This window comes from Pseudomonas sp. FP2196 (genome assembly GCF_030687715.1).
Taxonomy (GTDB): domain Bacteria; phylum Pseudomonadota; class Gammaproteobacteria; order Pseudomonadales; family Pseudomonadaceae; genus Aquipseudomonas.
In genome coordinates this window covers 4,071,672-4,092,813 of record NZ_CP117445.1, presented here as the reverse complement: position 1 = coordinate 4,092,813, position 21,142 = coordinate 4,071,672, and the positions used below count along the sequence as shown (strand labels likewise).

General features: G+C 55.5%; 20 protein-coding genes and 1 pseudogene. 9 read left to right on the top strand and 12 right to left on the bottom strand.

What is annotated here, in order from left to right:
* The first annotated feature begins 9 nt into the window (after positions 1-9).
* The 3 genes from PSH79_RS18250 to PSH79_RS18240 are packed head-to-tail and all read left to right on the top strand — an operon-like array spanning position 10 to position 3,508.
* Complete coding sequence (locus PSH79_RS18250; RefSeq protein ID WP_305438840.1) at positions 10-675, top strand: YjbF family lipoprotein; 666 nt, start codon at positions 10-12, stop codon at positions 673-675.
* Positions 672-1,433, top strand: coding sequence for a capsule biosynthesis GfcC family protein (locus tag PSH79_RS18245; protein WP_305438838.1), 762 nt, complete (start codon positions 672-674; stop codon positions 1,431-1,433). The genes PSH79_RS18250 and PSH79_RS18245 overlap by 4 nt, the downstream gene beginning before the upstream one ends.
* A complete protein-coding gene (locus tag PSH79_RS18240; RefSeq protein WP_305438837.1) occupies positions 1,430-3,508 on the top strand; it encodes a YjbH domain-containing protein in 2,079 nt (692 codons plus the stop codon). Before PSH79_RS18245 ends, PSH79_RS18240 begins: the two co-directional genes overlap by 4 nt.
* A 448-nt stretch (positions 3,509-3,956) precedes the next feature.
* On the opposite strand, the gene PSH79_RS18235 is transcribed toward PSH79_RS18240, so the two are convergent.
* From PSH79_RS18235 to PSH79_RS18225, 3 genes are all read right to left on the bottom strand, one after another.
* A complete protein-coding gene (locus tag PSH79_RS18235) occupies positions 3,957-5,351 on the bottom strand; it encodes an undecaprenyl-phosphate glucose phosphotransferase (protein WP_305438836.1) in 1,395 nt (464 codons plus the stop codon).
* Positions 5,352-5,739: 388 nt separating this feature from the next.
* Entirely contained in the window at positions 5,740-6,399 is a 660-nt protein-coding gene (locus PSH79_RS18230; RefSeq protein ID WP_305438835.1) for a helix-turn-helix domain-containing protein, read from the bottom strand.
* Positions 6,400-6,670: 271 nt separating this feature from the next.
* Positions 6,671-7,411 (bottom strand): winged helix-turn-helix domain-containing protein, encoded by a 741-nt coding sequence (locus PSH79_RS18225; RefSeq protein ID WP_305438834.1) that lies wholly within the window; start codon positions 7,409-7,411, stop codon positions 6,671-6,673.
* 506 nt (positions 7,412-7,917) lie between these two features.
* On the opposite strand from PSH79_RS18225, the gene PSH79_RS18220 reads away from it, so the two are divergent.
* Positions 7,918-8,751, top strand: coding sequence for an undecaprenyl-diphosphate phosphatase (locus tag PSH79_RS18220; protein WP_187677564.1), 834 nt, complete (start codon positions 7,918-7,920; stop codon positions 8,749-8,751).
* On the opposite strand, the gene PSH79_RS18215 is transcribed toward PSH79_RS18220, so the two are convergent.
* Positions 8,752-8,979: a DUF2388 domain-containing protein gene (locus tag PSH79_RS18215; protein WP_305438833.1), complete on the bottom strand. Its 228-nt coding sequence runs from the start codon at positions 8,977-8,979 to the stop codon at positions 8,752-8,754.
* 231 nt (positions 8,980-9,210) lie between these two features.
* Entirely contained in the window at positions 9,211-10,206 is a 996-nt protein-coding gene (dusA, locus tag PSH79_RS18210) for a tRNA dihydrouridine(20/20a) synthase DusA (protein WP_305438832.1), read from the bottom strand.
* Between the two features lie 256 nt (positions 10,207-10,462).
* On the opposite strand from dusA, the gene PSH79_RS18205 reads away from it, so the two are divergent.
* On the top strand, positions 10,463-11,572 hold the full coding sequence (locus PSH79_RS18205; protein WP_305438830.1) for a hypothetical protein: 1,110 nt from the start codon (positions 10,463-10,465) through the stop codon (positions 11,570-11,572).
* Between the two features lie 512 nt (positions 11,573-12,084).
* On the opposite strand, the gene PSH79_RS18200 is transcribed toward PSH79_RS18205, so the two are convergent.
* The gene (locus tag PSH79_RS18200) at positions 12,085-12,948 is read right to left on the bottom strand and encodes a hypothetical protein (protein WP_305438828.1); all 864 of its coding nucleotides are present in this window, start codon (positions 12,946-12,948) and stop codon (positions 12,085-12,087) included.
* A gap of 535 nt (positions 12,949-13,483) precedes the next feature.
* On the opposite strand from PSH79_RS18200, the gene PSH79_RS18195 reads away from it, so the two are divergent.
* The 4 genes and pseudogenes from PSH79_RS18195 to PSH79_RS18185 all read left to right on the top strand — a co-directional run bounded on the left by PSH79_RS18195 (position 13,484) and on the right by PSH79_RS18185 (position 17,153).
* A complete protein-coding gene (locus PSH79_RS18195) occupies positions 13,484-13,846 on the top strand; it encodes a DUF6124 family protein (RefSeq protein ID WP_305438827.1) in 363 nt (120 codons plus the stop codon).
* A 362-nt stretch (positions 13,847-14,208) separates the two neighbouring features.
* A pseudogene (locus PSH79_RS28215) lies at positions 14,209-15,330 on the top strand (methyl-accepting chemotaxis protein); the annotation flags it as partial.
* 33 nt (positions 15,331-15,363) lie between these two features.
* A complete protein-coding gene (locus PSH79_RS28210) occupies positions 15,364-16,236 on the top strand; it encodes a methyl-accepting chemotaxis protein (protein WP_370872673.1) in 873 nt (290 codons plus the stop codon).
* A 137-nt stretch (positions 16,237-16,373) separates the two neighbouring features.
* On the top strand, positions 16,374-17,153 hold the full coding sequence (locus PSH79_RS18185) for an EAL domain-containing protein (protein WP_305444002.1): 780 nt from the start codon (positions 16,374-16,376) through the stop codon (positions 17,151-17,153).
* Between the two features lie 38 nt (positions 17,154-17,191).
* On the opposite strand, the gene PSH79_RS18180 is transcribed toward PSH79_RS18185, so the two are convergent.
* From PSH79_RS18180 to PSH79_RS18155, 6 genes are all read right to left on the bottom strand, one after another.
* A complete protein-coding gene (locus PSH79_RS18180; RefSeq protein WP_305438825.1) occupies positions 17,192-17,611 on the bottom strand; it encodes a DUF6691 family protein in 420 nt (139 codons plus the stop codon).
* A gap of 2 nt (positions 17,612-17,613) precedes the next feature.
* On the bottom strand, positions 17,614-18,048 hold the full coding sequence (locus tag PSH79_RS18175) for a YeeE/YedE family protein (protein ID WP_305438824.1): 435 nt from the start codon (positions 18,046-18,048) through the stop codon (positions 17,614-17,616).
* Between the two features lie 80 nt (positions 18,049-18,128).
* Entirely contained in the window at positions 18,129-18,914 is a 786-nt protein-coding gene (locus tag PSH79_RS18170) for a transporter substrate-binding domain-containing protein (RefSeq protein ID WP_305438823.1), read from the bottom strand.
* 58 nt (positions 18,915-18,972) lie between these two features.
* Entirely contained in the window at positions 18,973-19,842 is an 870-nt protein-coding gene (gene copD, locus PSH79_RS18165; protein ID WP_305438822.1) for a copper homeostasis membrane protein CopD, read from the bottom strand.
* Positions 19,843-19,845: 3 nt separating this feature from the next.
* Entirely contained in the window at positions 19,846-20,220 is a 375-nt protein-coding gene (gene copC / locus PSH79_RS18160) for a copper homeostasis periplasmic binding protein CopC (RefSeq protein WP_305438821.1), read from the bottom strand.
* A gap of 55 nt (positions 20,221-20,275) precedes the next feature.
* Positions 20,276-21,097 (bottom strand): copper resistance protein B, encoded by an 822-nt coding sequence (locus tag PSH79_RS18155; RefSeq protein ID WP_370872672.1) that lies wholly within the window; start codon positions 21,095-21,097, stop codon positions 20,276-20,278.
* Positions 21,098-21,142 lie beyond the last annotated feature (45 nt).

The following is a 21,142-nucleotide window of genomic DNA, read 5'->3' as shown; positions in this document are numbered from 1 at the left end:
CCGCCGACTGTGAACACGTTGAAAGTTGGCGTCTGCCTGAGTGCGGCCCTGTTGTTGTGTGGCTGCAACCCGCTGATGAGCGCTTCGTTGAACAACCTCAAGTCGGCGGTGATCGGGCCGGACGAGGTGGACGTGACCGCGGCCCAGGTGGCCGAGGTCAACTATCCGCAACTCAAACTGACCACGCCGTCCGGCTCTGGGGTGCTGGCGTTGGTGCGCGAGCGCGACGACCTGCAGTTCTGGGTCGCTTCCGGCAAACAAGTATTGCTGCTGCGCGATGGCCTCGCCGTGCGCAGCATTGGTCTGGGCCTGGAAGGGGATCTGGACGGCACACGCCTGTCGGATGACTCGCCGTTCAAACGAGGCCTGCATCAAGTTGCCGATGGCTTCACGACCCGGCGCTGGATCGATCTCTACAAGGGCCAGGAAGTCGGGGTGATCGTCAACAGTCGCTTCATCCGCCGCTCCACGCAAACCCTGGAAATTCTCAACAAGGAATACACCGTGCTGCGTGTCGATGAGCAGATTGACGCCCCGGCCATTGGCCTGAGTGCGACCAATCGTTATTGGGTCGATCCGCGTGACGGGTTCATCTTCAAGAGTGAGCAGCAACTGACCTCGCAATTGCGCGTCAGGATCATGCAACTGACCCCTGATCGCAGGCACCTGCCGTGAAGCGGCTCAGGATTCTATCGGCGTGCCTGTTGTTGATCAGCAGCGTCAGTCAGGCTGAAGTCACTGTCAGCGGCGACGTCGCCAACCCCGGCTCGGTCAAGCTACCGGCAGGCGGGCGCTTGCTCGATGTGATCAACGAGGCCGTACCGAATGCCGAAGGTTATTGGCTGGCGGGCGTGTTGTTGCGGCAGTCGTTGCTGGAAGAGCAGGCGCGGCTCAAGGCTGGCGTGTTGTTCGATCTGGACGTGCTGCAGCGCATGGCGTTGCTCTTCGACAAACCGAGCCGTGCAGCGCTGGCACTGCGTTTGACCGAGCAAGTGCGGCAGATGCAGGTAACGGGGCGGCAGGTTGCCGATCTCGATCCGGTCGCGGTGGAAGTCGGTTTCGCGCGCAACATTCGTCTCGACGATGGCGATCGCCTGATCTACCCCAAGCGGGTCGATGAGGTCGAAGTGCTCGGTGCTGTCGCCCAAACCTGCCACTTGCCGTATCAGCCGTTGCTTGAAGCGCGTGAATACCTGGAAGGCTGCACGCCACTGGACGATGCCGAAGCCGATTACCTGTGGCTGATTCAGCCCAACGGCGTGGTCCGGCGCGTCGGCATTGCACACTGGAATCGCGAGAGCGGGCACTTTCCAGTGGCCGGCAGCAAGATTCTGGTGCCGGTGAAAAATGATGATCTTGATCCGCCTGTCCCTGAGCTGAATCAGCAGTTGGCCGAATTGATTGCCACGCAGCTGGCCGAGGTGGTTCGTTGAATTTACGTTTTGCAGCTGTGTTGTTATTGCCGTGTGGTCTGGCGCATGCCGAACCGCGCATTACTCAAAATGACTTCGGTGGCACCGGCCTGTTGCAGACGCCGACAGCGCGCATGGCGCCGGCCGGCGAGTTGAGCGTCAACGCCAACCGCACCGAGCCGTACAGTCGCTACAGCGTGTCGCTGCAGCCGCTGGACTGGCTCGAAGGCTCCTTTCGCTACACCGCGATCACCAACCGGCCATACGGCTCCGAGGCCCTGAGCGGCAGCCAAAGCTATAAGGATAAGGCGGTCGACGCCAAAGTCCGGCTCTGGCAGGAGAGCCATTGGCTGCCCGATGTAGCCCTGGGCTTCCGAGATATCGGTGGTACGGGTTTGTTCTCCAGTGAATTCTTTGTCGCCAACAAGCGCTTCGACAATTTTGATTTCAGCGCCGGCATTGCCTGGGGTTATCTGGGCAATCGCGGCGACATCGACAACCCGTTGGGCTATGTCAGCGATCGCTTCGATACCCGGCCCGCCCTCGAAGGCACCGGTGACGTCAACTCGGGTTCGTACTTTCGCGGCAAGCCTTCGTTTTTCGGCGGGGTGAGTTATCAGACGCCTTGGGATCGGCTCAGCCTGAAACTCGAATACGAAGGCAACGACTACAAGCACGAGCCGAAGGACAACATCATCAAGCAGGACTCGCCGATCAACTTCGGCGCGGTGTTCAAAGTGGCGGATTCGGTCGATGTGAGCGCGGCGTGGGAGCGCGGCAATACGGCGATGTTCGGCATCACGTTCCACACCAATTTCGCCACCCGCAAGGCACCGGCCAAAACCTACGACCCCACCCCTGAACCGTTGCCGGCGAAGATGCCGACCACGTCGATGGAGCAAGTCGACTGGGCCAACGTCTCGCAGCGTTTGCAGCAGAACGCCGGATACAAGGTCGAGCGCATCAGCCAGCGTGATTCCGAATTGATCGTGTATGGCGAGCAGCAGCGTTACTTCCATTCGTCCAAGGCTGTCGGCCGTGCAAGCCGGATTCTGGATAACAGCGTCAACGACGACATTGACTGGTTCACCCTGGTCAACAAGCGCTACGACTTGCCGCTGGAAGAAACCAGCGTGCCGCGCCAGACCTTCCGCGAAGTGATCAACAACGAGGAACCGCTGCTGTCGCTGCACCGCACCACCGAGATCAATCCGGCGATGCCGCACAACGAGAAAACCCTCTACACCGAAGCGCCGCAGCACTTTAGTTATGGCGTCGGCCTCGGCTTCAAGCAGAACGTCGGCGGCCCGGATGGCTTTCTCTATCAATTGAGTGCCGACGCGGACGCCGAATACCGCTTCAACCGCAACACCTGGTGGAGCGGCTTGCTCAGCGCCAACCTGATCAACAACTTCGACAAATTCTCCTACGACGCACCCAGCGGCTTGCCGCGCGTGCGCACGGATTTGCGTCAGTACCTGACCGAGTCTGAAGTGACCATGCCGATGTTCCAGCTCAGCCATGCCGAGCAACTGGATAAAGACTGGTATGGCATGGTTTACGGCGGTTATCTGGAGTCGATGTTTGCCGGGGTAGGGGGCGAGGTGCTGTTTCGTCCGACCGGTGAGCGTTGGTCGGTGGGCGCGGATCTGAACTACGTGCGTCAGCGTGAGTTCGATCAGGGCTTTGGTCTGCGTGATTACTCGGTGGTCACCGGGCACATCACTGGCTATACGGATTTGCCTTACGACACGCTCGCAGCCATTAGCGTCGGCCGGTATCTGGCCGGTGACTGGGGCGGCACGCTGGATATTTCCCGCGAGTTCTCCAACGGCGTGCGCTTCGGCGCCTGGGCGACCATCACCACGGCCAGCAGTGCCGAGTACGGGGAAGGTAGCTTCGACAAAGGTCTCTATCTGTCGATCCCGTTCGACGAGATGATGAGTATGTCGACCATGCGCCGCGCCAACCTCGTCTGGGCACCATTGACCCGTGACGGTGGTGCGCGGCTCAATCGCGGTTACCAACTGCACTCGATGACCGATAGCCGCGATGACGACATGTTCTATCGCAACTTCGAGAAGATCACCGAGTAACTCAGCGTTCACCTTCAATCCCTGTGGGGAGCTGGCTCGCCGGCTCCCCACACCAGTCATGTGTCATCCCCAAAATCCCGGCCACCACAGATCCCTGTAGGAGTGAGCCTGCTCGCGATAGCGCCAGACCAGCCGACATCAACCTCGCCTGACACACCGCCATCGCGAGCAGGCTCACTCCTACATTGGTCATGGGGCGAACCTTAAGTCCCGATTCAGCGTAAAACCCTGTGGAAGCTGGCTTGCCAGCGATGACGGCGGCACATTCAGCATCAATGTTGACTGACCTGACGCTATCGCTGGCAAGCCAGCTCCCACAGGTTTCAATGGCGACCCCCAAATCCAGTTACAAGCCAGCTGCCACAGGGTTCATTCGTCACCTCAAATCCCAAGCACAAAAAAGGGGACTTTCGTCCCCTTGCGGTGTTGCCTTGCGTAATGCTGAACCTCAGTAAATATCCTTCGACAGCAACGTAAACGGTGTCTTCACCAGGATCTTCAAGTCCAGCCACAGCGACCAGCTATTGATGTACTGCAGATCAATCTCGACACGCTTCTGCATCTTGTCGATGGTGTCCGTCTCACCGCGGCAGCCGCTGATTTGAGCCAGCCCGGTAATGCCCGGTTTAATCCGGTGACGCGCCATGTAAGCGAGGATTTTCCCCGAGTAGAAATGGTTATGCGCGACGGCATGCGGACGTGGGCCAACCAGGGCCATGTGCCCTTGCAGCACGTTGAACAGTTGCGGCAACTCATCCAGCGAAGTGCGGCGGATGAACCGGCCAACAGGGGTGATGCGCGAGTCGTTGCGGCTGGCCTGTTTGACGTCTTTGTCATCGTGCACACGCATCGAGCGGAATTTCCAGACCTGAATCACCTTGCCGTTCCAGCCGTGGCGATCCTGCTTGAAGAACACCGGGCCTGGCGAGTTGATCTTCACCGCCAGGGCAATGATCGCCAACACCGGACTCAACATAATGATCGCCAGCAGCGCCACGGCTTTCTCCACCAGGCTTTTGCTCAGGGCAGCGGTCGGGCGGCTGGTCAGCGGGCTTTCGTTCAGGTAGATCGCCGGCAGGCCGTCCACGACTTTAACCGAGTGATTGAGCAGCGTCAGGCTGTTCAAGTCCGGCACCCATACCACATCGACGTTGGCACCGAGCAAATCGACATACATCGCTTCGATTTTTGCCGCTTCCGACAGGGGCAGGGTGATGTACAAACGGCGGATGTCGTGGGCCTTGATCAGCTCCAGCAACTGTTCCTGAGCACCGACGATGCGCGGGGCATCCGACTCCAGCGCAGGCACGCTACCGTTACTGATCAAACCTACCAGTGGCAGGTTCTCGATCTGGCTCAGCTTCTTCGCCAGGCCCAGCGCCAGCTCACCCGTACCAACGATCAGGGTCTTGTGCTCGCTTTTACGTGAACGCTGATAGAACTTCGAAAACGCATGCAACGGTGCATACAACAGCGCCTGTCCGAGGAAGCCATACACCGCCCAGCTGAGAATCACCTGTCGGGAAAACAGCTCATCGGCCTTGCAGATAAACGCGATGCACGCCAGCGCCGCCATGGTCATGGACCAGCCCATGAACAGGCGACCCAACCCCGTCAGATAGTTATCGCGTTTGCGATACACACCACTGAACGTATAAGCCGGCACCGAAGCCAGTACCGCCAGCGTTGCGCACATTCGGTAGTAGAACGCGACCGTACCGGTGTGCTGCTCGGCCAGTACAAACAACAGAGCAACGATAAATCCCTGTGCCAGCGCCCATTGGCCCCAAAAGGTCAGTCCCTTGAGGCCCGTGCTTCGATTGATACTGAGAGAAAGATCCATACGATATCCCCAAAAGACGTCCATTCAGGTTTCAACAGTTGAAAGCCGAGTTGTTAGTCAGAGTTATTGTTTTTGTTTTAACGAGTGTCCTGAGGTAACAACGCCGATATGCCGAACTGTCGTCAGTCAATAGACTAAGTTATTGCCGGGAATGGTGTCTGACGAGTTCTAACAAGATGGCACAATGCCAACTTTTTAATAATTAAATATTAGGGTGTTAGAAAAGGTCGCAGAGAAGGGGGTGAATAATCGAGGGGGTATTTGTTACTGTTTGATGGGTGGAGGCAGGGATTTTATTAATCAAGGGAGGTGAAGCCAAACAGAGTGCTCTTGTTGTTTTTGTAGTCGCACTGTTTTCTGTTTGATGTGTTCGCAGATATCGCTGTCTTTAAGCCACGATTTCTTGAATGAGGCAGTAGCCGCGGTTTCTTACAGCGCGGAACAGTCGCTCACCCTTACTGGCGCTTTTGAATTTGTCTTGCAGGCGACTCAGGCACATCTCCAGCCCGCGATATTGCTCCGGCTCTCGGCCGATGCTGAGGATCAACTCGTCGCGGCTGACTACACGCTCTTCGTGGTGCAGCATTTTTCTGACCAGTGCAGTTTCGAGCCCGGTGAGACTGATCTCCACGTCTTCTTTGATCAATGCGCCTTGATCATTGTCGAGGTGCCAGGTCTCAGTGTAAGGAGCGGCACTGTCGAGAGCGGGAGGCGGGTTGCCGGCTTCAGCGGTTATTACTGGAGTGCTGCGAAACGGAGTCGCCGATTGAGCGGCCAGCCATTCAGACTCAAGCGTGGCCAATATACGCTGGGTGTCATGTTCAATTGTGCGAGCGACATTTTTACGGGTGCCGCTTGGGTAAGTGAACTCCATCAGCACGGGGGCGGAAGAGGGCGAAGTAGCACCTTCAATAAACATTTGCGCCTGAGACGTGCCAAACGAATTGAATCGTTCGCTGGACAGAATGCTCTCAAGCTCACGCTGCGACGTTGTACTGTGAGTCACGACGACAAAATATTTTCTGGGGAGGGTTGTACTAGTTTCCATGTCTCTCTCCTTAACTGCGTACCAAAATTGGCTAAAAGGTAAATCGGCAGGCGAGCAATGACTTCCTTGGAAGTAATCGACAGGCAGGGTCTGGGCCCGAAAATGGCCCTCGATAAGTTCCACTCGTTCTGCTGCTATGTTGTTAAGTTTATTGTTATGTTGGCGCGCTCATTCAATCGCTTTTTTATTGGTAGGCGTGAAGTAGAACTAGAGCTATATGGCTGCATCAGACGATCCTTCGTAAGCATGCAAAAGGGTGGCTGCCCTTGAGTCAGGCAGTCGATATCAGACCGCGCATCAGGCGATAGCCATAGCCGCGGATACTCTGAATCGCGTTTGTACCATACATGTCCTTGATTTTTCCACGCAAGCGGCTGATTGATTTCTCCAGCGCCCTTGGGTCGTAGAAATTGGTATTGAGCCCCATGATGTTGGCAATTTCATCATGGCTGAGGATGTGGTTGCCGGTTTGCGCAAACGCTTCCAGGATCTTCATTTCAGCGAAAGAGATATCCAGCTTCTTGCTGGTGCTCATCAGACAGATACGAGTAGGGTCGAGCGTCAGATTGATATCTCTTTGCCATTCTTCACTGTTGAAGAACTCGGCAAGCAACTCGGCACCTTCGTCGGAAAGGGTATTGAGCTTGATACAAAAGTCCGCCCCGGCAAGAAAATACTTGATCTTGTTAAAGGCGCCGCGACCAGTGATGACCGCGCAAATGATGGGCTTCAAGTTATCGGTGCGCAGGTTCTCCACCAGCGCAAGATTGTCTTCAAGGGCTTGTGGGCTGTCGATCACAATGAAGATGGCCCGATATGAACCAGAGTGTTCATTCTGCTTATATGAGCTAGTGTACGAATTGGCATCAAGCGCCATGTCGGTGCGCACGTGCTTGGCGAGCAGCGCTCTAAAATGTTCAGCCACGCCACGGGTACGGCCCAGAGTAAGAACACCGGGTTCGTCGTTTGTCGGGCGCGGACTTCTAGTCGCCAAGTTCCCTGAGAGCATCATGCATTGACTCGAATTAGGTGCTGACATCGGGATGTTAAAGCACCGGTTCTCATCTGTGACTGACAATTGGTAACATTCGCGCAGTTTTTAGACGTGGCTCCCGAGTTTTCTAACAATAATTAAGCTTTTCAGGCTTTTAGTTGATTTTTTCGGGAGTGTGAACTAGTCGTTAGATGGTGGCAATATGGAATTGTGCCACTATTTTGAACTCAATGCGACAGCTTTGCTTATGTCCTTTGGCCACTGTCTGGCCATCCAAGAGAATGTGATATTGATCACACTTTATTGGGTGCGCAACTTTTTTCTATATAAAGGCCTAAATATTTCCCGAGTAGTTCGTAGGCGGACGATTACTAACATGGCTTGAGTGTGTCTTTTGATAAGACATATTCTGCGTCGCCTAGTCAGGCAACGGGTGTCGATATACCGATTGTTTCACTTCAGATACTCAATTCCTGAGTGCAGTTTAACGGGCCGCTCGCGATGAGCGCTCTGACGGAGGATTAATGGATTTCTGGACCTTTTTCCAGGTGTTGATTTTAGGTGCGGTAGAAGGCCTGACCGAGTTCCTGCCCATCTCAAGTACGGGCCACCAGATTATCGTCGCCGACTTGCTGGAATTCGGCGGTGAACGCGCCATGGCGTTCAACATCATTATTCAGCTGGGCGCCATTCTTGCGGTGGTCTGGGAGTTCCGGCCGAAGATCTTCGAAATCGTCAAAGGCCTGCCCACCGAACGCAACGCACAACGCTTCACCCTCAACCTGTTGATCGCCTTTCTTCCAGCGGTGGTTTTGGGCGTGCTGTTCGCTGATGCGATCCATGAATACCTGTTCAATCCGATCACCGTTGCCGTCGCGCTGGTCGTCGGTGGCATCGTCATGTTGTGGGCGGAACAGCGCAGCCATGTAGTGAGCGTCGATCATGTCGACGACATGCGTTGGTCTGACGCGCTGAAGATCGGTTTCGTACAATGCCTGGCGATGATTCCGGGCACCTCGCGCTCCGGCTCGACCATCATCGGCGGCCTGCTGTTCGGCCTCTCGCGCAAAGCCGCTACCGAGTTCTCGTTCTTCCTCGCCATGCCGACCATGGTCGGCGCCGCCGTGTACTCAGGCTACAAGTACCGAGACCTGTTCGAACAAAGCGACCTGCCAGTCTTCGCCCTCGGTTTTGTCACGGCGTTCATCTTCGCCATGATCGCCGTGCGCGGCCTGCTCAAGTTCATCGCCAACCACAGCTATGCCGCGTTCGCCTGGTATCGGATCGCATTTGGCTTGCTGATTCTGGCAACGTGGCAGTTTGGCTGGGTCAACTGGACAGCAGCGGCGGCAGGCTGATTACTGACGGCTGATCAACGCGGCGACGGCGAGGTCGTTTAACTCGCTGTCGGGCGACGCCTCGCGAAAGCGCTGCAAGGCTGAGGTGAAATACGCGGCTTGCAGCATGCCGTCGCTGGCGAGGTAATACCGCGCTGCTTCGATTTCCTCTACCGAGTAAACACGTTTGTTCAGCCCAGAGACCTCCGACGTCGCATAGAACGGCGACAACACCGTGGTCGCAATCATCAAACCGGTGAACTGAGTAATCTGTAGAGGGCTTTCCTCACCCGCGCCGCATAAAAAATCGCAGTGGGCATTGGCGCTTGCAGAAGCTGTAGAGAGTAGAGCGAGGAAGGTGAATCGCTTGAATGACACAGAAGTAAACGCGGGCATAAACACAAGACATCCTGTCGGTACATCAAAAGCAACACATCAGCAGGCAGCGCTCATTCGCTGCCCGCACATTCAAATCATCAATCAACGGCCTTCAAGCAACTCCGCCGCCTGATCCAGCAACGCCAGCGGATCCTTCGCCTTGTGAATATCCACCGACAACAACTGGCGGAATTTACGCGCGCCGGGAAACCCGGTGCCCAGGCCCAGCACATGCCGTGTGATGTGGTGCATCGACCCGCCGGCCAACAAATGCTCGGCGATATAAGGCCGCAACTGCGCCAACGCCTCGGCCCGACTGATCACCGGCGCCGAACTGCCGAACAACTGCTGATCCACCTCCGCCAGCAAATACGGATTGTGATAAGCCTCACGCCCCAGCATCACACCGTCGAACGTCTGCAAATGCTCATGGCAGGCCTCCATCGTCTTGATCCCGCCGTTCAGCACAATCTCCAACGCCGGAAAATCCGCCTTAAGCTGCGCCGCCACGTCATAGCGCAACGGCGGAATGTCGCGATTCTCCTTCGGCGACAACCCCTCCAGAATCGCAATCCGCGCATGCACCGTAAAACTCGTACACCCGGCATCCCGCACCGTCCCGACGAAATCACACAACTGCTCGTAACTGTCCCGCCCATTAATCCCGATCCGATGCTTCACCGTCACCGGAATCGACACCGCATCGCGCATCGCCTTCACACAATCCGCCACCAACTGCGGATGACCCATCAGGCACGCACCGATCATGTTGTTCTGCACACGATCACTTGGGCAGCCGACGTTCAGGTTCACCTCGTCGTAACCGTGCTCCTGGGCCATGCGGGCGCAGGCAGCCAGATCGAGAGGGACGCTACCGCCCAACTGCAAGGCAAGAGGGTGCTCGGCTTCGTTGTGACGGAGGAAACGCTCGTGATCGCCGTTGAGCAGCGCGCCGGTGGTGACCATTTCGGTGTAGAGCAGGGCGTTCTTCGACAAGAGGCGTAGGAAGAAACGGCAATGGCGGTCAGTCCAATCCATCATGGGGGCGACGGAGAAGCGGCGGGAGAGTGGGGCGGGTGTGGCGGGAATAGGGGACATTGGGCGGTTCTGGATTGGGTGAGGCTGGGAGGTGGTGGGAGTTTATCAGAACGAGATGCAGTGCTCAGAAGAGTCTTGCAATTGAAATCAATGGCGGCACGATTAACGCAGATCCATCTGCTCAATCCGGGATCAAGACATTAATCATCGGTTGTGAGGAGGAATCTTACGATTAGTTTAAAGATTGAAGAACGCTAGACTTAGTGTTGGCAAATTAGTAATTTATATGCTCTAGGGATTGCGATGGAACAAAAATATGTCTAGTCTTCGCGCATTTGGTGTTGGCTGTTTTCACTTTGGGTATAATCCGGGTGTTCCGTCTAAGTTTAAGAAATCAGAGTATGTTGAGGCTGTGAAAGTCGCGCTGAACTCACTGTCATCAGTTAGCGAGCTCGAAGTTAAGTATTATGAGAAGTTTGATTATGAATATGAATTAATCGAAAGTCCACCTGAGTTGTCTGGTGGTGCATATTCCCCCTATGTTGAGTTGCTGGTTATAAAGTTTGATTTGTATATTCCTCGTAGGGTGCAGGCTGAAGTGATTTCAGAGCCCGAAGATTATCTTCGTTCTGGAGTCGAGCACTTCAAGGTTCAAATGCTTAACAAATATTATGGTCCGCTTGTTTTTGTCGAGAGTGTGGGCTCTAAAAACGACTCGCCCTCTCAGTCAGTACGAGTGTTGCGCGAGTTTTTAGAGCGAGAGTTTAAGCGAGTGAGTAATGGGGTGACCTTCGAGTGCATCGGACCATCGCCTTTTCACGGAGATTTTTTTGTTAAAGGTGATGTGGAAAACGGTGGAGATGTAGCGCTCGAAGTTAATGTTGAAAAAGGCTACGATAAATTTGTTTTTGCGGTAAGTAATGGGTCCTCATCACCAAGTGATAGGGAAATGAGCATGGTATATCGGCTGATTGATGATGAGATGAGTCTGTTTTATGAACTTCAACGCGCACGCGTCCGTATGGGGAAAAAATGGAGAGACATAACGACAGCTTGGTCCGCTCTTAAGAAAGCTGTCGATGCCGATTTTTCGATATTTCGTGTTTTGGAAAGATTCAAGATCCATACTGGTTCAAAGCAATTGATTTCGGATGCATATTCCTTGCGTGTGGAGTTTGAATTACAACAGCAGCAGAATAATTCACTTCTAAAATCGACCTATGGTAAGGGTGTTTCAAGGTATTTTGAACGATATTTGGTTGGGCGCGATGAGCAAAGTCCCGATTACCCAATTGAGTCCATTCTGAGTTGGGCTCAACATGTAAATCAGGCGTCATTTAAATCTGCTGAGATTGTTGCAGTCATAAGCTCCGCGATTTTTGGTGGCGTCATCGGAGCACTGCTAACTAAATTGTTAGCTGGTTAAAATAATAGAGAGGTGTCGGTTGGCTTGTTAAAGTGAGGCGTTGGCGGATTTTTGCTAAGGATAGAGTGATTTATCAACTCATTAAAACGGATTTAAACATTAAATTTATTTTGTTTAAAACACGCTTAGTGTTGCCGCTCAAACCCTACAACACCTTGCGCCGTCCTACACCCAAGACAGAATCCGCCGGCTTGTGCCTCTAGCGCGCGGGTTCTATCGTTCCTGTGTCGCTGAAAGCATTGATCGGGTTTGGTAGCCCGTCTTCCGACAGATGCACAAGACTACTTTCTTGCAAGGGCGTTTCTCGTCTTCGTTTTATGGGAAAAAGGTGACGGATTTATGTAGATAGATAGGGCTTGGCAGTAAATAAATCCGTCCACTTTGTCGCCTGCAAAACGAAATAGAGACGGATTTATTTTTTCGCTGTTTTGGAAGATAAATCCGTCCCTATTTCATTCCTTGTAGATGAGGCGAAAATTATAAGCCAGTGATTAAGATGTAAGGTCTAGAGATCATTTGGTGGGGGCTAGCAATCGGTTGAGGGCGTTTGTGATTTCAGCCTCATCCTTGAGCGCTTGTGAAAGCCGGTCTGATAGCTCACCAAGAACGATTCGTACACTGGACGCAAAACCTAAACATTCCTCGTCAGAAAGATTGTGGATCCCTTCGCTCAGCGCTCTATAAAGAAGTTTTAGAGGACTGTGCCCATTGATGAGCAGGCTATCAGGCATCGCATCTTTTGCCATATCTAGGGCTTTTGTAAATTGTGTCTCCTCTAATGCAGCATTTAGAATGTTTATTTTGTTAGTGGGAGCGCCTATTTTTTCGGATACTTTTACGATCTCTTTGAATATTCGATTTTTTTGATGCTCTACCACTCGCCGATAATAAACAAAAGCTCCAATGCCAAGTCCTTGGTTTTCACATCTTCTTCCTTTAAGGAAGTTCTCTCGATCAGGTCCGATTAGCTTTAATAGTCTTGATGCAACAGGAGGGCCAAATACGGGGTTTTCTCCAAATTTAACTAGTGTGCCTGATACTAAAGAGTCGCGATATGCGGAGATTGCAAAACTTTTTACATGTCTCGTGCAGTTGGAACAACGATAGACTATGAAATAGTTCGCTGGTTTTGCTTCAGTAGGTGCGAGTTTGTGACCGTCTACGCATCGGTGAAATCTTATTCCATTGCAAGACTCGTCCGGGCAATGAATTTGTATTTCCGGAGTTTTTAAGAAGTAGTACTGATTTCCCCCATCCCATTTCTTCTCCATCAGATCGTTGATGATAGCTATCTGGTTAGGTGGCGATGCTTCTAAAAAGTCAGCGAACGATCGTTCTACCGTGTCGGAACTCGCAGTTGGGGTTTCGCTAGTCATATGGCTATCCAAGCATGGAAAATGCGAAGGCTATATTTAGCGTTTTCGCATTGTTTTGTCCATCAAACTGCTAACTTTAGGCAGCGCTTTCATCTGTCCTTGTTGCAAAACGGGACGGGATTTAATTTTCAGCATACCGTGAAGCCTTTTTTTCAACTGACCTATACGATATCAACAACAATTCTACTTCTGTTTAATTGCGGCTACGTAGCGCCACCCACGCCCTACAACACCTTGCGCCTCCCCCTACACCTAAGACAGAATCCGCCGGCTTGTGCGTCTAGCTCGCGGGTTCTATCGTTCCTGGGTCACTGAAAACCAGTGACCGGGTTTGGTAGCCCGTCTCCGTCAGAAGCACAAGACTACTGTCTTTCGAGGGCGTTTCTCGTCTTCGTTTTATGGTGGTCATGCGCGGGGCGTCTTCGGATGCGCCGGGGTTCCTGACGACCGGTCTACCAACCTGCGTATGGCCTCCACCCTTCGTTTGGTAGCGAGAGTGATGGCTCCTTTTCGTTTATCCGTCAGGAGTTACACCATGTTCAAACCAACACCCAACCCACCAGAATCCGATCCCGCATCCCCCTACGAATCCCCCCATTCCAAAAAACTCCACGAAGCCGCCGAGCGCGCGCTCGATCACTATCTCCTTCCCGCCAGCCAGATCATGGCCAGCACCAACGAGCCCGAACGCATGTACTTCGCCAATCCGAAGTACGACACCGAATCCCTGCTGGCCAACGCCAGTGAAACCCTGAGTTCGGCCTCCGAGTTGCTCAACAACTTCGCCGCGCTGCTTGATCCCTCGAACCGTAAAACCGCGCTGGGCATTGCGCAGGTGGTGATGTTGGGTGAGTTGGCGGTGAATCAGGCGTTGGATCACGTCGAAATCAAGCCGTAAAACCCGTGCCCCTCTGCGGCGTGCTGCAGGCTGTTGCCGCAGAGGGGCGGGGTTCTGAATCGGCTTTTTCAGCGTCTTTTTGCGCCAGTAGCGATGTGCCACAATTTGTGATGGCAATGCGTCATCACGCGGCTCTGAAAGTTCAATGATTGTACAAAAATAAAAAGTTGTACAAGTTTTCCTAAAGTTTATAGCATCCCTTCCAGATACCTTTGCTGAATCGATAAATCTTGCGTCCGGACGCTCTGTTTGCGACGTGATGGTTTGTCTGCCGATGCTCGCGTCGGGTCTTTCGTTGACGCATCAACAGCATCGTATTTCGCATTTCCGGGACAGCTGGAGCGTCCCGTTACACGCCTTGGATGACGACCCCCGAATGTCTGGACGGTGACTGCGGTTGCCGAAGATCTATTTTTTGTGCCTGGCGTTTCGCGTCAGGGCGTTTGAGGCTGAATATGGCAGTTGCATCGAATTTTCTGGGTGACATCAAGGTTTCCCGCAAGCTGGGAACCGGTTTCGGCATTCTTTTGCTGGCTGTTTTGGCGGTTGCTTTCATTGGCTATAACAGCAACAGCGTGCTGGTTGATCGTTTGAGTACGACGCGTCTGATCGGCACGTTGAATGACGCTACGCAAGATATGCGTCTGTCCGAGAAACAATACGAAGCCGCCGCTGACGCCGCTTTCGCCGACTCTTATCACGCGCAGTTGAATGTCTTGCAGGGCCTTGTGAGCAAGGCTCTGGAAACGTTGACGCGCGCTGAAAACCAGCAAGCCTTGAAGGCTTTGCAAACCACGATTGTTGCCTACGATCAGAAGGTAAAGCGGCTGATCGATGCCGATAAGTCGACGACGGATGCCCTGAAACCGCTGGGTGCGCTGTCGGACAAGTACGCGCAGACATTTGCCGGCATGCTTGAAGCCACCACGACCAACGCTCTGGCGTCTGCCGATGGCGAACGCGTTCGGGAGCTGCGCACGGTGGCCGATTTGCGCAACGGCATGACTACGTTTCGTCTGATGTTGCGTCGTTACATTGCGGTGCCCGACGACGCGAACAAAAAAGTGCTGATGGAGACCATCGACTCGTTCCTGAGCGATATCACCAAGGCGCGTACCAGTCTGCCGGCGACCCTGTCGAGTCAATTGGAAGAAGCTCACGCGGGGATGCGTCGTTATCGCGAAGTTTTGGTGGAAGTGGCCGGGCTGTTTGAGCAGAAGCAGAGCATGCGTCAGCAGGTCGACCAGGAAAGCAAGGCGATGGACAGCATCATGAACGGCCTGATGGACACCCAGCAGCGTCTGGCGCGTGAAGATCAGCACTCAGCCTTTATTCAGATGGCGGTGTTGACTGTGTTGGCGCTGGTGGTCGGGCTGTTTGCTTCGGTGGTCATCTCGCGGCAGATCACTTCGCCGCTGGCGCTGACGGTTGATCTGGCTCGGCGTATTGCCAAAGGCGATCTGACGGTTCAGGCCAAATCGGCGCGCAAAGATGAGTTGGGCGATCTGCAAAATGCGATGCAGGACATGGCGCAGAACCTGAATACGCTGGTGCAAGGTATCGGCAATGGCGTCACGCATATTTCCACTTCTGCGGAAAAACTCTCGGCCATGAGCGAGCAGACCAGCGCGGGTGTGCGTCAGCAAAAAAGTGAAGTGGATCAAGTCGCCACGGCGATGCACGAAATGGCTTCGACGGTGCAGGAAGTTGCGCGTAACACCACCGACGCCTCCGCGGCCGCAACCTTGGCCGATCAGCAGGCTCGCCACGGCAGTACGGTGGTGAAGCAGGCGACGGTGCAGATCAGCGAGCTCGCGGTGGCCATTGAAGAATTGGGCGGCGCGATGAACGTACTGTCTCAGGACAGTGAGCAGATCGGCAAAGTGATCGATGTGATCAAAGCCGTCGCGGAGCAGACCAATCTGCTCGCGTTGAACGCCGCTATCGAAGCGGCGCGAGCGGGGGAGCAGGGTCGTGGTTTTGCCGTGGTGGCAGACGAAGTGCGTTCGCTGGCGCAGCGCACGCAGGACTCGACCAAGGAAATCGAAGCGCTGATCGTCACCCTGCAACAGGGCACGCAAGCGGCCTCTACGCTGATGGCTTCCAGCCGCGAGCGCACCCTCGATACGGTGGTGTTGGCGCAGAAGGCCGAGTTGGCGATCACCGAGATCAATCAGTCCATCGGCACGATCCAGGAAATGAGCCTGCAGATCTCGGCCGCTGCCGAGCAGCAAAGTGCCGTGGCCGACGAGATTAATCGCAGCATCGTCAGTGTGCGTGATGTGGCGGACCAGTCGGCGGTGGCCAGCGAAGAGAGTGCGGCGGCGACGATTGAATTGGCGTCGCTGGGGCAGGACTTGCAGCGAATGACCGCGCATTTCCGCACTTGATTTTGTGAACGATGAGCCCACGGCGCCTTCAAAATACTCAGGCGCCGTTGGGCTAGAGTTATGGCGGGTTAGCAAATAAGCCGAACTGCTTTTTATCTATCACCATGGACGGTTACAACCCGTTGTCAGGGGGTGTCATGACCGACTTTCCAAAATCATTCGCCTCGCCCGGAGGCTGCCAGGGCTGTAAGAACAAAGGCGTTCCGGAGATGGATTTCGCCTTCGCGTTTCAGCCCATTGTGGATCTGCGCGATCAGACGACTTTTGCTCATGAAGCCCTGGTTCGCGGCGTGAATGGTGAAGGCGCCTTGTCCGTCCTGGATCAGGTGGACGATCAAAACCGTTATCGATTTGACCAATTGTGTCGTGTACGGGCGATTTCCACGGCGGCTCAGTTAGGGATGACGCAGTACCTGTCGATCAACTTTTTGCCGAATGCCGTTTACCGCCCGCAAATGTGTATTCGCAGCACGCTGGAAGCGGCGCGCACTTATGGCTTCCCACTGGATCGCCTGATCTTTGAAGCGGTGGAAGGCGAGCACGTTGAAAGCAACAAGCATTTGATGAATATCTTGCGTGAGTACCGCGAGTTTGGTTTCAAAACGGCGATCGACGACTTTGGCGCCGGCTATTCCGGTCTTAACCTGTTGGCGGATTTTCAGCCGGATTTGATCAAGCTGGACATGGCGCTGATCCGGGATATTCACACGGACCGTGTGCGCCAGACCATCGTGCGTAACGTCGTGAACATGTGTAGAGAGTTGGGCGTGGAGGTGATCGCCGAGGGCATCGAAGATGCCCAGGAAAGAGACTTTCTCGCCGATTGCGGCATTTATCTGATGCAGGGTTACTGGTTCGCCAAGCCTGCTTTCAAATCACTGGCGCCGATCCCCACGGGTGCGTGGCCGAAGAGATGAACACTTTCAGCTCGCACTGATCCTTTCGATAACGCGGGTCAGGCGTCGCGTCGGGCTTCCAGTACGCTAAACAGCAACATGCCAGCCAGCATGGCCATGACGAACACGATGACTTGCCAATGGCCTGTCAGCAGGATGGTCACTGCAGGTCCAGGGCAGATACCGGCTATTCCCCAGCCAACACCGAACAGCAGACTGCCGCCAATCAATCGTCGGTCGAGCTCACGTTTGACGGGTAGCTGCATGGGGTTTCCCAGCAGGGATCGGGATTGCCGACGGGCCCAGGTCAAGGGGCCGATGGCGACGGCAATGGCCCCCACCATGACCAATGCCAGAGAGGGATCCCAGGCACCGGCCAAGTCCAGAAATGCCAGTACTTTTTCCGGGTTGGCCATCCCTGCCAGAAGCAGACCCAGGCCGAAAAGCAGGCCGGCAATGAACGCGTTCAGTTTGATCATGTTCATGCTCCCAGCACATGACGCAGGACAAACACCGTCATGAATCCACTGAGCATGAAACAGGCAGTGGCGGCCATTGAGCGCGGTGAAAGGCGCGATATGCCGCAAACCCCATGACCACTCGTGCAACCTGAACCGTATCGTGTGCCAATGCCGACCAACAGACCGGCGACGACCAGCCCGAACCCGCCACTCTGGAACTCGATTCGCGGCAACGTGGTGAACAATCCCCAGAGCACTGGCGCGACGAGCAGACCAAGGAGAAACAGAGCTTTCTCGCTTGCGCCTTCACGACTTCGTTGCAGAAGACTGCCGATCAGGCCGCTTATCCCCGCGATACGCCCATTGCCGACAACCAACAGGCTGGCCGCCAGGCCAATCAGTGCGCCACCGGCAAGGGATGACCACGGAGTGAAGTTGAGCCAGTCGACATTCATGGGGCACCTCAAGTACTGAAAATGTTGATGCCGGGTGCTGAATCGCACACCTGCACAGTTACTCCGAACTCACAGCATGCTTACTGCGGAACCGCCAGCCACTCGCCGAGCACCTTCTGGTATTTGCCGGTCACTTTGCTCAGGTGCAGCCACTGATCAACGTACAGCTTCCAGCTGATGTCATCACGCGGCAGCAGGTAGGCCTTTTCGCCGTACTGCATGAACTGCTGCGGATTGACCGCGCACAACCCCGGTTTCAACTTCTGCTGATACAGCGCTTCCGAGGCGTCGGTGATCATCACGTCGGCCTTGTTGTCGAGCAGTTGCTGGAAGATCGTCACGTTGTCGTGCAGGGCCAGTTGCGCTTTGGGCAGGAAGGCGTGGACGAAGGCTTCGTTGGTGCCACCGGCGGGTTCGACCAAGCGCACGCCGGGCTGGTTGATCTGTTCGACGGTCTGGTATTTGGCTTGGTCGGCGCAGCGCACCAGCGGGATTTTGCCGTCGACGTCGAGGGTGTTGCTGAAGTAAGCCTTTTTCTGCCGGTCCAGCGTGACCGAAATCCCGCCCATGCCGATGTCGCACTTGCCGGCCTGCATGTCCGGCATCAGGGTTTTCCAGGTGGTTGGCACCCACTCGACCTTGACCCCGAGACTGTCGGCCAGCGAGCGGGCCATGCTGATGTCGATGCCTTCGAAGTCACCGTCAGTGCGTTTGAAGGTGTAGGGCTTGTAGTCGCCGGTGGTGCAGACGCGCAACTGGCCTTGTTGCTGAATGGTATCCAGGTGCGAAGGGGTTGGCTCCGCGTGAGCGCCGGCGGTCAGGGTCAGCAGGCCGCAGAAGATCATCGTGCTTTTTAGCGTTGTCATGGCGATCGGGCTTATGCAGGGAAAGGTAGCCCAGTGTAGTGAAAGCCTTTGCCGGGTGTCATCCCGGCTCGGGACTCAAAGTGCCCAGCCATGCAACCAGCGCCACGATCAGCAGCGCGATGGCCAACTCCAGGAGAACACTGCGCCTGAGAGCGTTCGCAGCTTTGCAGTGCTGACCATCGCGCAAGGACTTCTCCAGCAATGGCCCGAGGTGAAAGCGGTTCAGCGCCGCTAACACCAGCATGGCCGCAAACAGCACCACCTTGATCGCGAGCAGAATTGCGTAGGCACCAAGCAACACGTCATCGAGCTTGGGGCCGACGATAAACAGGTAATTCACCACGCCAGTCACGGCGAGCGTCAGCACAATCACTGCGCCCACCGGTTCGAAGCGTTTGACGGCATGAGCCAGTTGCCGAAGTCTTGGTTCATCAACAAGCCCGCGCGCCATCAACACCAGCGCCAGCATGGCGCCCAACCATGCCCCGGCAGCAAGCAGGTGGAGGATGTCGCTGAGGAAATGCCAGATCCGCAGCCATCCTTCGTCCATCGCGCCATGCCCACTCCAGGCTAGCGATGCGAGGGCGATAGCGCCGGCAGTCGACGCGATCCACAACCCCGGCCTGATCAACACGACGATCAGCGCACAAACCCGCACCGCCCACGCCAGCCCCACGTCTGTTTCAAGCAGCATCATCTGCAGATGCGGCCACAGCGCCGCGAGCTCGGTTTCGCCACTCATGGCGCTGGTCATCAGCACTCCGCCAGCCACCGACAGCACAATCCCGAGCAGTGCCATGGCGCGCAACATCGGCTGAAACCGCAGCACCCGGTTAAAGCTGTAGACCCCAAACAACGCCACCCCGAACAACAGCAGCAGATCCACATACAACGCCAGTCGCAGGATGATGTTGCTCAGTTCGCCCATCGCTCACTTCACTTTGAACGTGACGTTGCCGGTGATCGGATGGGTGTCTGAAGACACCGCGCGCCATTCGACTTTGTAGGTGCCGGCAGGCAACGGGGCGAGCGGGGTGATGAGCATGGTTTTCGGGTCGCTGCCGGCGCTGACTTTGGCTTTCATCGGCATCGGCGCATGGGCCATGCCGGCCATTTCGGTCATCACCAGTTTGGCCCCGGAGAACTGGGTCACCAGATTTTCCGAAAAGTGCAATTCGATCTTGCCGGGCGCCGCGCCGTCCGCGCCTTCGGCCGGGGTCGATGAGAGCAGTTTCGGGTGAGCCTGGGCCAGACTGCTCAAGAGCAGGCCGGTGACGAGTATGACGGTGGTTTTCAATGTGCGCATGCGAGGCCTCTTACCGCTCTTGGGCGGTGGTTGTTGTGTTATTGAACGAATGGCTTCAGAACCACAGCCGCACGCCAAGCACCAGGCGCGCTTCGCTGCGATCCTCGCCTTCGGCCCGTGCGTAATCGGCGGTGTTGCCGTAGGTACGGTTCCAGGTCACGCCGATGTAGGGGGCAAATTCACGGCGAATTTCATAGCGCAGGCGCAGGCCGGCTTCGGTGTTGGACAGCCCTGAGCCGATGCCCCGTTGCGGGTCGTTTTTGCCGTAAACGTTGAGTTCGGCGGTTGGCTGCAGGATCAGGCGATTGGTCAGCAGAATGTCGTAGTCGCCCTCCAGCCGAATCGCGCTCTGACCTCCTTCGCCGATAAACGCGGTGGCCTCGGCTTCAAAGTTGTACAGCGCCATGCCCTGCAATCCGAAGGCCGCCCATGTTTGTGGGGCGCCGGGCTTGAAGTCCTGGCGCACGCCGCTGACCACGTCCCACCACGGCGAAATCGCATGGCCCCACAGGGCCTGGATTTCCGCGTCCTCGGTCTTGCCGTTGCTGCGTTCGCCTTCGGAGCGCAGCCACAGGCGATCGCTGTCGCCGCCGATCCAGCCGGACAAATCCCACGCCAACGCGCTGCCGTCGTCGGCGTCCTGCCATTCGAGTTTGTCGGCGAGGAAATAGCTGTTGATCGCGCTGTCATGTACCTGATGGCCACCGGGGCTTGTGAACACGGCGGCGCGGTCGGCGTCGGTCAGCGCGGGGATCGGTGTGCGACTTTCTGTCGGGGCGGCGGGCTGCATCATGCCGTCGTCCATGCTTTGCAGCGCCGAATGATCCATGCCGGGCATCTGGCTGTGATCCATGCCCTGCATGTCGCTGGCGGCCATGGCCGAGCTGCCGACAAGCAGCAAGGACAACGCAGTGAATCGAGT

What these genes read in the sequence shown, in the direction of transcription:
- PSH79_RS18220 (WP_187677564.1), top strand. Translation starts at nt 7,918, where the DNA reads ATGGATTTCTGGACCTTTTTCCAGGTGTTGATTTTAGGTGCGGTAGAA.
- copC (WP_305438821.1), bottom strand. Translation starts at nt 20,220, where the DNA reads ATGCGCACATTGAAAACCACCGTCATACTCGTCACCGGCCTGCTCTTG.
- dusA (WP_305438832.1), bottom strand. Translation starts at nt 10,206, where the DNA reads ATGTCCCCTATTCCCGCCACACCCGCCCCACTCTCCCGCCGCTTCTCC.
- PSH79_RS18200 (WP_305438828.1), bottom strand. Translation starts at nt 12,948, where the DNA reads ATGACTAGCGAAACCCCAACTGCGAGTTCCGACACGGTAGAACGATCG.
- PSH79_RS18215 (WP_305438833.1), bottom strand. Translation starts at nt 8,979, where the DNA reads ATGATTGCGACCACGGTGTTGTCGCCGTTCTATGCGACGTCGGAGGTC.
- copD (WP_305438822.1), bottom strand. Translation starts at nt 19,842, where the DNA reads ATGGGCGAACTGAGCAACATCATCCTGCGACTGGCGTTGTATGTGGAT.
- PSH79_RS18170 (WP_305438823.1), bottom strand. Translation starts at nt 18,914, where the DNA reads ATGACAACGCTAAAAAGCACGATGATCTTCTGCGGCCTGCTGACCCTG.
- PSH79_RS28210 (WP_370872673.1), top strand. Translation starts at nt 15,364, where the DNA reads ATGCAGGACATGGCGCAGAACCTGAATACGCTGGTGCAAGGTATCGGC.
- PSH79_RS18195 (WP_305438827.1), top strand. Translation starts at nt 13,484, where the DNA reads ATGTTCAAACCAACACCCAACCCACCAGAATCCGATCCCGCATCCCCC.
- PSH79_RS18235 (WP_305438836.1), bottom strand. Translation starts at nt 5,351, where the DNA reads ATGGATCTTTCTCTCAGTATCAATCGAAGCACGGGCCTCAAGGGACTG.
- PSH79_RS18205 (WP_305438830.1), top strand. Translation starts at nt 10,463, where the DNA reads ATGTCTAGTCTTCGCGCATTTGGTGTTGGCTGTTTTCACTTTGGGTAT.
- PSH79_RS18180 (WP_305438825.1), bottom strand. Translation starts at nt 17,611, where the DNA reads ATGATCAAACTGAACGCGTTCATTGCCGGCCTGCTTTTCGGCCTGGGT.
- PSH79_RS18225 (WP_305438834.1), bottom strand. Translation starts at nt 7,411, where the DNA reads ATGATGCTCTCAGGGAACTTGGCGACTAGAAGTCCGCGCCCGACAAAC.
- PSH79_RS18175 (WP_305438824.1), bottom strand. Translation starts at nt 18,048, where the DNA reads ATGAATGTCGACTGGCTCAACTTCACTCCGTGGTCATCCCTTGCCGGT.
- PSH79_RS18155 (WP_370872672.1), bottom strand. Translation starts at nt 21,097, where the DNA reads ATGGCCGCCAGCGACATGCAGGGCATGGATCACAGCCAGATGCCCGGC.
- PSH79_RS18230 (WP_305438835.1), bottom strand. Translation starts at nt 6,399, where the DNA reads ATGGAAACTAGTACAACCCTCCCCAGAAAATATTTTGTCGTCGTGACT.
- PSH79_RS18185 (WP_305444002.1), top strand. Translation starts at nt 16,374, where the DNA reads ATGACCGACTTTCCAAAATCATTCGCCTCGCCCGGAGGCTGCCAGGGC.